Consider the following 13,199-nt stretch of genomic DNA (forward strand, 5'->3'; position numbering starts at 1 on the left):
CCGCTTCTATGAGCGGAAGCGACCCGGAGTGGGGAATTTCAGTGAGCAGAACTGGGGAATTTCAGTGAGCGCCGTCAGGCGACCGCTCAGAGGTCATGATCGCGCATTATTCGAAGTCCCCGCAACGCTTTTCTCCTTTGCGGCTGAGCAATCTAGCGGCAACGTGCTGCTCCTTGATGGCACCGACATGCGCACGATGTGGTTTGAGGAGCTCATTGACTAGTGGTGGGACTGTCGATGACAGTGAGTTCGTGACACAGATCTCGATGCTCTGGTTTGGATCAGCCACGGCTCTATGGGATCGCCACAGAGACTGGAGCGCGATAGGCCATCGACTTCGGTTCTCGGGCGTTGATTCAGCTTCGGGAGCCGTGGGTTCCGGCGGAAGAGCCCAAAACTCTACTGGCTGACCATCCGCGCAGCTCCTAGAGACTCTGTCGTGGATGGTCGGATGTTCCGGTGAGTTCCTGATCGACTGCCACTTTCATGGAGTCATTGACCTTTCCTGCCAGACGGCGCCGGTGCCGGTGCCGGTGCCGCAACTTTCATCTCAACGATGAAGACGAACCGCCGTCAACGCCATGCCCTGCTGCGTCACGGGGCGACAGCAAGCGCACGAACTCAGTGCCTGCCCACGCGCCAAGGTTGGCGGCCTAGGTCCTTATAGATCCAGCCCAAATCGTTCGACGATGTAGTCCACTTCATCATCAATCTCTCGCATATGCGATTCGCGGAGTGCAGCTCCCGCCTCCTGCTGTCGCACATCTTCATCTCGTTCTTCGTCCCACGCCTCGAGAGCTTCGAGGAAGTGCTCCGAGGGCGCAAGCTCCTCAGGTTCGAACCCGTCAATGATTTCCATCTCTGCATAGTTGAGATGGAGGTTGCAAACGTAACAATCAAATTCGTCCGGCGAAGCCGTTCTGTGGCCGTCTCCCGGCTCTCGCCTTGGAGAACGCAAGAATTCCATATCAGGTTCGTCAATGTACCGCGAAAGCTGACCGTCGTAGCCGCATACAGGGCAGCTATGGGCAATGACATCCTGACCGACATCCTGACCATTGTTTTCGGTTTCAGACTTCATCGACAATGCCTGCGCAACTCGAAGAAAGACTTCATCGCCCAATCGACTCTTCAGGTCTAGTTCGCGGCGTGCTGCGGCGAATAACGCTTCAATCCGGACTAGAAGTGCATCCTTGGTTTCAACAAGAATGTGGTCAATTAAAGGGGTATTCTCGGCTCCCCAAAAGGCATCAGACGTCTTCCCGATGATAGGCAGCAAGGCATCGATGATCACCACAAGGTCGGCGACTGCGGCCTCGAGCGCATTTTGCTCGATGTAGCCAAGGTGCGCCGCGCCGTTTCTCACAGAAAATACTGCCAGGCAGCGTTGCATCGGAGCAACACCTTTGTACGCATTCCTCACGAGGTCCGCGGCTTCATTGCCAGTTATGGTGCGCGTAGAAGAAAGGGAAGTGTTCGGCATTGGATGACCGGCCAAGGCAAGCTTGGAATCCACCACTCGGTCAGCCCCGATCAGTGCGGCGCTGATGTCAACAATCACCCGTTTGAGGGCCAGCTCGAGGGCAGTCCCCACGGCGATAGCAGCCCACATTCGTTCGCTCGGTTTCTGCGAGATGTACAACTCGATAGCGGCTTGTCCCGCAGTGGTTGCACCTTCCCAAAGATTTGAGGCCAAGTCATTGTGGATTCTCCTGGGGCCGGTCCAAGGTCGTGCGGCAAGCGCCTTCCTGAGGAGGACCGCGCGCGACTCGGTCGAAGCCTTTGGTTCTGGTTGGTCAGCCATTTGGTCACAGTACTAGTCTCAGAGGTGTTCTGGCCGTCACGAACCCTCGACGACCTAACGAGCTTCGACAACTCCTTTGAGTCGAGTTATCGAACGACACTTTGGTGTCGTTATACAGCAGCTAGGCGAGCCATTTTGAAACACGTCGATCCCGTCCTGCAGTCCTCGTCCGACCGCACGCCATGATCCAGAGATGGGCGCGGAGCTGAGATGCTTACCTAGTGCGCAAGGACGACGAAGTGTCTGACCCAGAGTCGCTGAACTGGACGAATCCGGCGGCCGACGAAATCGACCAGGTCGAGAAGAGTATCAAGCGGCATCCGGGGAAGCGTCTGGATAATCGCCTGGATCAGCTCAAGCGCGTCTTCGAGGCCTGGGCCGACTTCTCCGCTTCCTTCAACGTGCTGCTGGACAAGTGTGAGAAGGACGACGATTTCATCTCGGAGCTGATAAGGAACGTCGGGGACCGCACGAAGCAGCATCGCATCATCCGGTCACTTGATCAGGCAGCGATTGCCTACACCGCGGGACTCGGTGCTGTCATCGACCAGAGCCGGGCTGTCGTGCAAGCGCAGAGCCCGGCGATCCAGGACGAGTACGCCCGACGTGCCTCAGTGATCATGAAGGGTCACCCGGGTGGCCCATTCCTCGCGAAGCTCAGGAACTACGTGCTCCACAACGTCGCTGCCCCCTGGACCTTTAGCGGTACTTTCGGCGAGGTATCGACGGGGCGAGTGGCGCTTGACTCTGCGTCGCTCCTTGAAGACAACAAGTCGTGGTCCCGTGACGCGAAAGACTTCATCGTAGCCAATGGCGAGAGCATTCAACTGTCGCCGCTCATTGCTCCATACTCCGAGGCGATGGTCGAGCACATCGGATGGATTTTCCCCACCGTTGCTGCAGCCAACGCCAAGATCCTGAAGGAGTGCGACGAACTCATCCAGACGCGAAATCTTCTGCTGTCGGGCGGCGTTACCGACGGTCGCGATTGGGAACTGCGGATCGCACACATGTCAGAGAACATCAAGCGCGCTGACCGGGGCGAACCGCACACTGACTACCGCACCGGACTGCCGATCTTCGATGACGATCCTGCATAGGCTCTAAACCCGTTCATGAGGTGCGCTTACGCGTCCTTAGCGGTCCAGAGCTGGACCACAATTCTGTCCAGTCCCGCGTCAGTAGCCACCGGCCGTTCAGTCTCGGTGTTGCGCTAGAGCTGTTGCATGAACTCGGCGTCTCATGAAACATCGACGGGCAATAAGCATCGGCGCGATGGGCACCCGCCGACGCTCGAAGCCTTAGCACGACCTACGGATTTTGCTGTCCGACCGCGCTACCGCCGCACTTCGCGGGCAGTCGCTGAAGCCAGTTCAGACTCGAGCTCGCCCAAAGAAACAATCGGAAGTTGAGCGTGCAACAACTTCTCCGAGACCAATTTCTCGTTGACCACAACGACAGGGATGATGTTCCAACGGCTCCCGGGGTCCGGTATCCCAAGGGTGATTAGCGTCAGTTGCAGGTGTTCTTGAATCCAATTAGCTCGCTCAGACAACCGCACGACTGCTGAGGACTTCGTTTCAACGAGCTTTTCCACTTCGTTGGCAAGTTCCGCGGGAGTGCGAGCTACTTCGAGGTCCTTTGCCTCCGCAAGTACCAGCTCTCGTCGCTCTTCATGCACAGCGACGACGTCGATGTCACCCAGATTTCGACCATTGATGTCACGAAAGTCATGACGTCCAACCCTGCGCAAACGCCTCCGAACCTTGGTGTATCCGAGCTCCGTGAGACGTTCCGCCACCTGCCCTTCGAACAATTCACCCTTGCGATTGCGCTGGTGATTCAATGCTGACTTCATTTCTGGTGTCGTTCCTTGGAGCCGTCCTGTGCGGAACTGTTCTAGCCAATAGCCAGGAGCCTGCCAGAGGTTCCTCCGCCCGCAGACAATCGTCGTTCCCTCGTCAGTCGCAAGGCCCAACAATGGGCGTCGGAGATAAGACGCGTCACGATTGAATCGCCAAGGGAATACGGCGGGACCACCTGACCAGAACTCCGCAGCGGTTGAAGCCCGCGGGGCCATGAGTACAAGAGCCATCATCTTGGATACCTTGGCGAAGGACCAACCTAATTCGTGATGGAGTTGGAGAGCGATTTGCTTTTCCTCGAATTCCAGTACGTCGTCTTGGCCCTCCTCGTTTGCCATACTCAAAATCTGTCCACAAGCCGCCGCGAACTCCGTGTATGAGAAACCAAACTCTGATTTCGCCAGCCGGTCAGCTTCCTCAATCGGAATCCCGTAGGAAACAAATTCTGAGTCCGATGGATTGTCGTCCTCCAGAGCCGAGGCAAAAGTATCCTGAGCTCGGTCCTCGCCAAACGATGCCAGTGCACCATGGTAGCCGTCCTCGTCACGAGCGGTGCCTAAGCGACCCGACGGCAAGATACTGAGTTGAGCATCGGACAAGTGGTGCTTTATCGCGTCGGACAGCATCCCTTTATTGATGATCTCGGATGCGAGCCCCAAGAGTCGATCAAATGCTTCTAAGGTCAACGGCTGGCTACCGTTTGGCGGGATCGAGGTCGCATATTCAATGAGAAACCTGCTTGCCATTAGCGATCCGGACGATTTGCGCTGGTGGACCGCGATCTTATTGACCTGATCGTCCGCGGCGCCAAAGCACGCTAGGCGGGCGCCCAGATGATCTACTTCCCTAGCTGTTTCTGAGACGAGGGCCTCATGCCGCGCGACGAGCGACTGCAGGAGACCCGCGCCACGCAAAGCCATCATCGATTCCGTCAACTGATCGATGAGCCAGTGAGTGACGGTTCCGTTGAGCATTGATATTCTCGATTGGGGCGTAATTTCTCCCTGATCAACACCGCATTTTGAGAGATAGGCACCGAGGTCGTCAAGTATCTCCGATGCCACCGAATCTTGCGTCCAACGAGCAGGTTCAAGGTGGCCGGGCCACTTGAAAGGGTCAGTGTCGGCACCGAATAAATGGATCATCTGCTTGTGTCCTGGCGGCGCCACCAGGTCGACGAGTCTCCGATTTTCGCCTATTGCGGAAGCATCTTGACCTCCTGTCTGCGCCATGATCCTGACCAAGACCTCGACGATGCTTCGATCAATGGCGTTTGCAGGACCCTCTGGATTGGGACTTGGCCAGCTATGAATGAACAGAGCGAGACTTCCATTCGCGTCTAATTTCCCAGTGAGCCAATCACGTTTGACTTCGCCCTCTGATTCTTCAGCTGAGCGGACATCCTCGACTAGGATTTCGAGGCTGGCGTGCAGCGCCACAAAATCCTTGATGACGCTCGGGGCAAGTTCTTGCATCTGCCAGATCCAAAACCCAACGGCCTCGCCAACCTCGTAGGCGAACCCTCGTTCAGCAGAGTCTCCGGGTCGTTTGACATGCACCCATGCAGGTTCGAATTCTAGATCGACGAAGAAAGAGAGGCCCCCTGCCTGAATTGTTTGGTAGACGGGGGACGACATGCGGCCATGCATTGCGAATGCCTCAACGAGCGTCTGGGAGCGGGGATGCACAACGTGACGTCGGTCAATACGTGCAAAGTTCTTCACCCGCAAGCTTTGGCCGTGTCCAACTTGAACGAAGAAGGCCGTTGGATTCGGACCATCACTAGTGTAAAAACTGTCCTTGTGCTCCCGATAAGTCGAGTAGAGGTCCACGGTTGAAAAACTCACGACTGCGGAGCGTTGATGCAATTTCTCAGACGCTCGGGCAAAGTACCAGAGCGAGAGCTTTTCTGTTCCCGGGGTCTGGAGAATTGTCTCCAAGTCCTCGATAGACAAGAAGAGGGTCGGAGCGGGCCGATCAGAATGGGGGATACCGAAGACGAGATCACGGCCGATTCCTTGGTAAACAATCAGGCGCAATGTCTTTTCAGGATCTGAGCGACCATCGTCAAATGCCTCATTCACCCGGTTTACTTGCTCCCCCGCATCGAACCTCCCGTAAGTGGATGCTGGGTCGTACCCGCACAAATCGTCGGTAAGAACGATCACATCGATTGTCTTGTCAGTATCGAAGGCGGCAACGAGTCTTACAAGATCGGTGTCAGCGTCAACCAGCGCAAGAGGGCTATCGGCGATGCCATCAAGAAGGTTCGTCACGTTGGCAACGGTGAGGTCACATAGAGCATCTGCCAGGGCGACTTCGCAATGCCATGCGTGTGCCTCGAGTATTACGTGGTGACGCAGACAGGCCATAAGCTCACTCGGCGAAGCCACCGTTATTTTGTCGCCGGTACGGATCAGGGGCTTGAGGACGATCTGGTCATCAAGGAGCTCCCCGTCAGGCCACGGCGAAAGGTCTCCTTGTTCTTGAACAAGGAGACCTTTGAGGTACTCCGCTTCGTGTGAGGGTATTCCGGCGAACACCTCATCGCTCGTGAACTGAACGCACGCGGACAAGTCCCTTAGGGTAGCTGCAGACGGAACGCTAATTTGCTTCAGCTCCGTCCCGGGAACTGCGCCGCGGGTCAAGGCTGCTGCTCGGCAGATGAAGTCGCTGAGGTCGAGCAGAAGCTTTGCGATGGCTCGTGCCCGGACGAGAAAGCCTTCCGGCAGCGTGCCTGGCGGAGACCGAAAAATAGCCTTGAGCAAAACGCTGGCGACCTGCCCACAGCTCGTCGCCTGTCCTTGCATGACTAGACGCGTACCGCCGAAGAAGGGGACCTCGATGACGTAAATGCCCTCGAATGGATCTTCCTGCGAATGAATAGCTGCCCCGCCGATCTCCTCAAGGTCCAAAATCCTCCGAACTGCGGACGAAGAAAGAGGGCGCGCTTCTGGCCGAGCTGGCAGTCGCGCGGCGAAAGCCGCCATTCGCTGGAGCCGTACCAGCGCGTGAACGTTGTCTAGTCGAAGCTGCAGGCCTCCCGCGACGGCCAGAAGAGCCGGTCCATCAATGTCATTCCACGCATTGTTCAAGATCGCATCACACCATCAGTTCTGTGGTTCACATGTCCGAGGCTACGGACAACCGCTGACATTGCGGCTTCGCACTACTTGGTTAGCCCGTCCCCTGACCAGCAAGTTCTGTACACCGCCTCTGTGGCCCATATCGTCATCATGGATATACCGCATGGATGCTTGCCTGGCCGGCATAAACCTGCTCAAATTCATGTCAGTGGCAACCGACCGCCCAGACCGAAGGAGTAGCCAGCAATGCAGGTCGAAAGCTTGTGGCCAGAAATCGAGGAAGCTTGGGGCCTGCTGAGAGCTAGCGATGTCGCGAAGGTGCTTCGAGTACCCGAGGCGGACGACGCCGAGGTGTCTCGGATGAGGATCCAAGGGAAACTTCTTGCCTTTGAACGAGAAGGTGAGCAGGTATATCCAGGATTCCAATTCGACTTTGAGTCCGGAGTCATTCAACCTGTAATCCAAGACCTTGTCCAGCTCGCGAACAAGTTAAATTGGGCCCACGACGACTTTGTCATCTGGCTGTGCTCCCCCTCCGGCTACTTTGGCGGAGACCGACCGGTGGACCATCTACATGAGCCCGATGACCTCCTCAAAAAGGCACGTAGTGAAGCGACCGTCGATTGGTGAGGGCCCAGCGAATGGAAGAACTCATGGGCCCCGGCAAGAGCAGAGAGCCCATACCGTTGTTCATGGATGTCGACGGCGGGCTTTGCGCGCTGCCTGTGTACCTCGGTGCCGTGTGGCCGAATCTAGAGAGAGTAAAGCTCAATACTCCGGATCCCTACCCTTCGCACGCGTGGGTAAGCCCCTCCGCCGTAACTGCATTGAACGGCTTGATCGACGAGGGTCTAGTGCGGCCGGTCTGGTGCACTACTTGGGACGATGCTGCAAACTTCCTAGTCCCGGCACTTGGGTTACATGGCGGGCCGTGGCCGGTTGCCACGGTTGGAACACGGCATGGCGACCTTGTCCAGCATGGCATCTGGATCAAAACGGAGGCGGTCAGTCGATTCATTGGGGATCAACGGTTTGTCATCGTGGACGACCTGCTCGGAGACCCCGACAATCGGCCCTGGACGGCACAACGACGCAGCATGGAGATTGCCTTTGGAGGTGACAATCTTCTTATCGGTACCAAACCTGAGCGGGGAATAACCATGCAAGAAATTGTGCAGATCCGCAATTACGTGGAGCAGCGCTAGTTCAGATAGCCGTGGAGGCTCCGTGGCACTACGCCGCTGTGGCGTAGACGCTGGAGCCGTCGTCGAAATAGCTCTCAAAGATGTGCTGGTATACGGCGTCGCATTTCTTCTTATAGAGGTCGACTGAGAAGGACCGGGGAAGGATGCGGTCGAGCTGTGACTCGACTTCCACTCGAACCGCTGCCCGAGATTGCTGCCGCTTCCGCCAGTCAACAACCAATCGTTCTCGCTTCATCGCTGTGAGTAAGCCCGACGAGGCTAGTTTCAGATCCTGCAACTCTCGAGCTGTCAAGTCGGGTGCTGGCTTGAGCAAGAGGTCATAAATCGCGAGCTCCTCCTCGGTCAGGCCCTCACGCACAGCCCGCTGCTCTTCTTCGCGGACTGAGCGCGAGAGTTTAACCAACTCGTCGAAGACTTCTTGGATGTTCAGTGAGCCCGCGTTGTATTTGTCGATCATCTCTTGAAAGCGTTCGAGCCAATCACGGCGAGTGGGGTTTAGGACTGCAAGCAAGGCGATGCGCTTCAAGACGAGTGATCGCAACTTGTCAATTTCAGTGCGTTTCGTGTTGCTTCTGGCGAATTTCTCAACCAGCACTTCGAAATCAATTTCAGAGAGGTTGATGGACGTCGATCTCTGAGTGTCAGGCGCACGAATAACGTATGCGTTCGCGGCCACGGAGCGATCCAGCAGGTCGTCGACCTTCTGTACGACCTCGCTGATATCGGGTTTTGGATCATTTTTCGTAAGTTCTTTGGCAAGGTAGTGCAAAGCCGCACGGACTTCGCCGAATTCTGTTGCACGCGTGTCAGGTAGCACCGCCTTAAACATTTGATTCACAACCCGCTCGTGCGTCAAGAACTCGATCCGGACCATATCGTTCATGAGGATGTGCTCGATGCACCTGTCGGCCTCGCTAACCACGTCGAAGCCGTTTGCGACAATGAGCGCGTTTAGGTCGACACCGATGTTCTTGCAGAAAGCGAGCGCGGCGGCCTCCGCTTCTGCAAGCAGCTCAACGAGTTCACCCTTTTCTTGAATCGGGTCGATCCCGTCACCGCTGTCCCGACTTGGAGTGTAAAGCGCAAGCGCCTCACGCAGCCGTGCGAAGACACCGACGTAGTCAACGATCAGACCGTTCTCCTTGCCCGGGTAGACACGGTTAGCCCTCGTGATCGTTTGCAGAAGGGTGTGGTTCTTCAGTGGCTTGTCAAGATAGATCGTTGAGCACGATGGCACGTCAAAACCCGTTGACCACATGGCGCACACAAAGGCAAGCCGAAACGAGTCGGCTGGATCTTTGAATTTCGACTGCAAGTCTTCGTTCAGCATCCTTTTTCGATGTGACAGGATATCGAGGCCCAACGCTCGCATGTCTGCCATTTCATTCTGTGACTGCGAAACAACAACAGCCATGTCTGTGCTCGTCAGCAGCCGCAGCTGTGATTCCAAGGCTTCGCGGTCTGCCGGAGGAAGAGACTCCGGATATCGAAGCTGGGCCGTCACTGCTGCTATCCGCTCCTCGAACCGTTTCTTGACTTTGTCATACATACGCACCGCAGCGGCCTTGTCGATACTCACGACCATGGCCTTGCCGAAGAAGCCCCGGCCAAGAAAATGCTCGACGACATCGTCGGCCACAAGATCAAGCCGTTCATCACGCGTGATGAGGTGATATTCACGGCCGAAGTGCTGACGAAGCGCTCTTTCCTGATCTTCGTCCAGCGCAGCATCATCGACGAGGCTCTGGAAGTCCTCGCCGAAACTCTCGTTGTCTAATTGAAGTTCTGGCGTCCGATTTTCATAGTAGAGCGGGACAGTCGCGCCATCCCGAATTGACTCGTGATAGTCATACACGCTGACATAGTTTCCGAATACCTCACGGGTCAGCTCTTCCCCCGCCATAAGCGGCGTACCGGTGAACCCAACGAAACGAGCATTAGGCAGCGCATTGCGCATGTTGAGCGCAAGCGTGTCGTATTGGCTTCGATGTGCTTCATCGACCATCACAATGACATCGTTGCGCGCTGAGAGTTCGGGATAGGCGCCACCCCGCTCAGTACGGAATTTCTGTATGAGCGTGAAGACGTATCGATGGTCCTCGCTGAGCAGGCTCTTGAGATGGTCGGCACTCCTGGCACGGACAAGGGGTTCATGCACGATACCCGCCTGTTGGAACTCCCTGTACGCCTGTTTGTCGAGGTCATCGCGGTCGGTAACAATGACAAACGACCAATTGCCAGGCTTCTTGCGCAAGATCTTTTGGCTCAGAAACATCATGGAGACGGTCTTGCCGCTGCCCTGCGTGTGCCAGAACACTCCCAGGCGGCCGGCATCTGTCGCGGTCATGCCATCAAGACGCTCGATGGTGGCGTTGACACCCAAATACTGGTGGTTCTTAGCCGCCAACTTGATGAGGCCGTGCTCCTTTTCCTGAAACACGATGAAGTTCTCGCTCAGATCCAGCAGCCGTTCAGGAGTAGCGACACCTCGGAGCATACGTTCCAGGGATACTGTTGCGGCCTTCTCGTTCTCGCTTTCGACGTAGCGCCACTCAGAAAAATGTTCCCATTGCGAAGAGACTGTGCCCATTTTGCTGTCGCGCCCGTTGGACAGCACGACCAGCTGGTTGTAGTCAAAGAGACGCGGAATGGTATCGCGGTAGTCGCGGAGGTTGTCCATATATGCCAGCTTCAGGCTCCGGTGGCTTGCCTTGAGCTCCACGAAGAGAAGCGGTATTCCGTTGACAAAACCAACCAAGTCCGTCCGGCGCCTGTAAAGATCGCCGACGATCCACAACTGGGATACGAGGAGAAAATCGTTGTTGCGCGGTTCATTCCAATCGATAAGCCTCACCGTAACGGCATCACTCGCGCCGCTGGCGCGGCGCACAATGGCAGTCACCCCTTCGCGAAGGAGCTTCCAGACTTCGCGGTTAGCCCGCGTGCGGTCCATTGTGGAGCGGTCGCGAACTATGGCGTCGATGGCCAGTTGGATTGCAGCAGCTTGAACTTCCGAATCCAAATGGGGGTTGAGCCGCTTAAGGGCCGTCCGTAGGCGCGAGGAAAGAACTACCTCACTCTGATTGTCCCGGCCAAGCGTGCCGCCCTCGCCGAGCACTTCGGAATAGGCATTGAGGGTCTCCCAACCAAGACGCCCCAGCAGCTCGATTGCGGGCCGCTCGACTAGCGCATCCTCGCCATAGTTCTGAGTGTTCATTGCCTGAGTGCGTTCTCTCGACGGCGAAGAGAGGAACGGGCTCGTGGCAGGTCATGCTCTATTTGCGACACATTGAACCTGGTCACGTCGCCCAGTATTTGCATTCGAACCTCATCCAGCACACTCCAGACACTAGCGACTACTGACAAGTTTCAGGTCTCGTCAGGACAAAAGATCCCAAATTGCACCTCAACGAACCTACCTCGAGGCCAGCAGGATCAGTGGCACTGCCGGCTACGGCTTCAACGCCTCTCCCCGCCTGCGGAGGGACCGTACCGCTGGCGACGAAGGATACCTAAGGCATTCTTCAGCGACGTTGGTAGCCCCGTCAAAAGCCTCCACAGACGTATTCAGCCTGCATTCGGCTGTCAGCTATCGGACCAGCGGCTGGCCGATATGTCGTCTGTCGTGTTGAGCGGACCAGCCAGGCCACAAAGCCGATGTCCTATGAGATGGCTTCGACCTTGCACCAAAGAGTTTCCTGCTCAGAAATTCTGGCCATATCAATGTCCAGGTTGCTGAGGTCGAAATCACCAGAAATGAGCTTTGGCAGAATCAGTTGACGTTGAACCGTGAGATTCACATTCATGGCGGCGAGGGAGAAGATCATATTGAAGCTCGGACGAACGGCTTGAGAGAATCGCGCATCGGCTTCTGGCAGCGGAGCGAGCACCTTCAGCTCATCGAAACACGCAGTGGATACCCGCTGTCGTCCGGTCGCTCCACTCATACTGGCGATAGCGACCGAACGCACATGTTGAGTTCGTGCAAGACAGTATGTGTACTCGGGCGACACGGAAATACCGCGCATGACCAAGAATTCGGTGGACCCGCACGCCACCTCATCTTTCTCCAGTCCGGAGACATACCCTGTCTTTCCGTTCTGGAGACTCGGCGTAATCCGAGCCATCAGAGTATCTCCGTTTTGGAACCTTACCCCTGTCGGCTGATCTCGGATTTCGAACGGTCCGAGACTCATGTCACTTGTGGACAGAGAATCCATTGGCAGGTACCGCACAGAGCCGGCCGGCATCGTGTTGCGTGGATTTAGGCGCACGAGGTCTGTCAGGGAAACTCGTCTAGTCAGGTCTGCCAGGACGTCGCCCTCGTCCTCGCCCTCGCCCTCGTCGAAGCGTGCCCTGAATTCGAGGTGAATAGCTTCTTCTAGAATCTCGATTCGGCGGCCATTGCTCTTGATGAGATCGTTATACGCCCCCAACAGGGCTGCGATCTGTCGCTGGGTAACGAGCGAAGTTACTGGGACCAAAATCTCGTGCAAGTCGTTCCGATTCAATCCCGGTACAGCAGCCGCCCCGGATCTATTTGCAAGCGACGAAGCTTCCAAGAGGGCCGCGCAGTATCGAGGATCATTGCCCTTGAAATCCACAACGTAGAGGGAGGTATTTAGCGGCCAAAAGGGAATGTCGGAAAAGTGCACTTTCCCAAGCGTCCCATACCGTCCGGTTACAACTCCTGGTGCATTCACCCTGGCAACGTCGTGGTATCCCGTCATTCCTGAGGAGGAGATAACAGGGACTTCGCCGGGATTTCTTTCGCGGTGTGCAAGGTCATAACCACGCTTGAGCGTCATCACGTCGCCCAAGCGGATCATCTCCCTAACCATTGCCGAGCAGTGCAGCAAGGTTGAGCTGAACTTCACTAGTCATGGACGCAACATCGGCGGACAGGTCAGCAAACTCTTCTGCCAGTTCCTCAAGCCTCACTTGAAGGTCCACGCTATCTTCATCAATTTTCGAACTACCGACGTAGCGGCCCGGATTAAGACTCCACCCTTGCGCTTCGATTTCTTCGATAGTGGCGAGCGCGCAGAGCCCTGGGACGTCGCGATACGTAGATTCCGGGAAATACTCACTCATCAACGTGTTTTCGGTCGGCACAGTCGAAGACCCGTCAGTCACTTCCACTGGCTCGCCACGGTACAGACGGTTACGTCCCGGTGAGTGGTGTGGTTTCCCACTCTTGAGCGTTGCTTCGTCAACGTAAAGAGCCACCGTGGGATGG

At 56.3% G+C, this 13,199-nt stretch carries 8 protein-coding genes and 1 pseudogene; 4 read left to right on the forward strand and 5 right to left on the reverse strand.

The annotated features are described in order from the left end of the window. Positions 1–223 (forward strand): hypothetical protein (locus QN357_RS13470; RefSeq protein ID WP_323505002.1); only part of this gene is annotated, 223 nt, incomplete at its 5' end. 438 nt (positions 224–661) lie between these two features. Here the strand turns inward: QN357_RS13470 and QN357_RS13475 are convergent. After that, positions 662–1,804: a hypothetical protein gene (locus QN357_RS13475; protein WP_323505003.1), complete on the reverse strand. Its 1,143-nt coding sequence runs from the start codon at positions 1,802–1,804 to the stop codon at positions 662–664. Between the two features lie 221 nt (positions 1,805–2,025). Between QN357_RS13475 and QN357_RS13480 the strand changes: the two genes are divergently transcribed. Beyond that, a complete protein-coding gene (locus tag QN357_RS13480; RefSeq protein ID WP_323505005.1) occupies positions 2,026–2,904 on the forward strand; it encodes a hypothetical protein in 879 nt (292 codons plus the stop codon). A 236-nt stretch (positions 2,905–3,140) separates the two neighbouring features. Here the strand turns inward: QN357_RS13480 and QN357_RS13485 are convergent, their stop codons facing one another. Continuing rightward, positions 3,141–6,764: a hypothetical protein gene (locus tag QN357_RS13485; protein WP_323505007.1), complete on the reverse strand. Its 3,624-nt coding sequence runs from the start codon at positions 6,762–6,764 to the stop codon at positions 3,141–3,143. Positions 6,765–7,001: 237 nt separating this feature from the next. On the opposite strand from QN357_RS13485, the gene QN357_RS13490 reads away from it, so the two are divergent. Both QN357_RS13490 and QN357_RS13495 read left to right on the forward strand, forming a co-directional pair. Continuing rightward, positions 7,002–7,385, forward strand: coding sequence for a hypothetical protein (locus QN357_RS13490; protein ID WP_323505008.1), 384 nt, complete (start codon positions 7,002–7,004; stop codon positions 7,383–7,385). Between the two features lie 11 nt (positions 7,386–7,396). Continuing rightward, positions 7,397–7,960 (forward strand): hypothetical protein, encoded by a 564-nt coding sequence (locus QN357_RS13495; protein WP_323505009.1) that lies wholly within the window; start codon positions 7,397–7,399, stop codon positions 7,958–7,960. Between the two features lie 28 nt (positions 7,961–7,988). Here the strand turns inward: QN357_RS13495 and QN357_RS13500 are convergent, their stop codons facing one another. From QN357_RS13500 to QN357_RS13510, 3 genes and pseudogenes are all read right to left on the reverse strand, one after another. After that, the gene (locus QN357_RS13500; protein WP_323505010.1) at positions 7,989–11,177 is read right to left on the reverse strand and encodes a type I restriction endonuclease subunit R; all 3,189 of its coding nucleotides are present in this window, start codon (positions 11,175–11,177) and stop codon (positions 7,989–7,991) included. Between the two features lie 445 nt (positions 11,178–11,622). Continuing rightward, a complete protein-coding gene (locus tag QN357_RS13505; RefSeq protein WP_323505012.1) occupies positions 11,623–12,789 on the reverse strand; it encodes a restriction endonuclease subunit S in 1,167 nt (388 codons plus the stop codon). 4 nt (positions 12,790–12,793) lie between these two features. Beyond that, a pseudogene (locus QN357_RS13510) lies at positions 12,794–13,199 on the reverse strand (hypothetical protein); the annotation flags it as partial.

This window comes from Cryobacterium sp. RTC2.1 (genome assembly GCF_035018685.1).
GTDB lineage: Bacteria > Actinomycetota > Actinomycetes > Actinomycetales > Microbacteriaceae > Cryobacterium > Cryobacterium glucosi.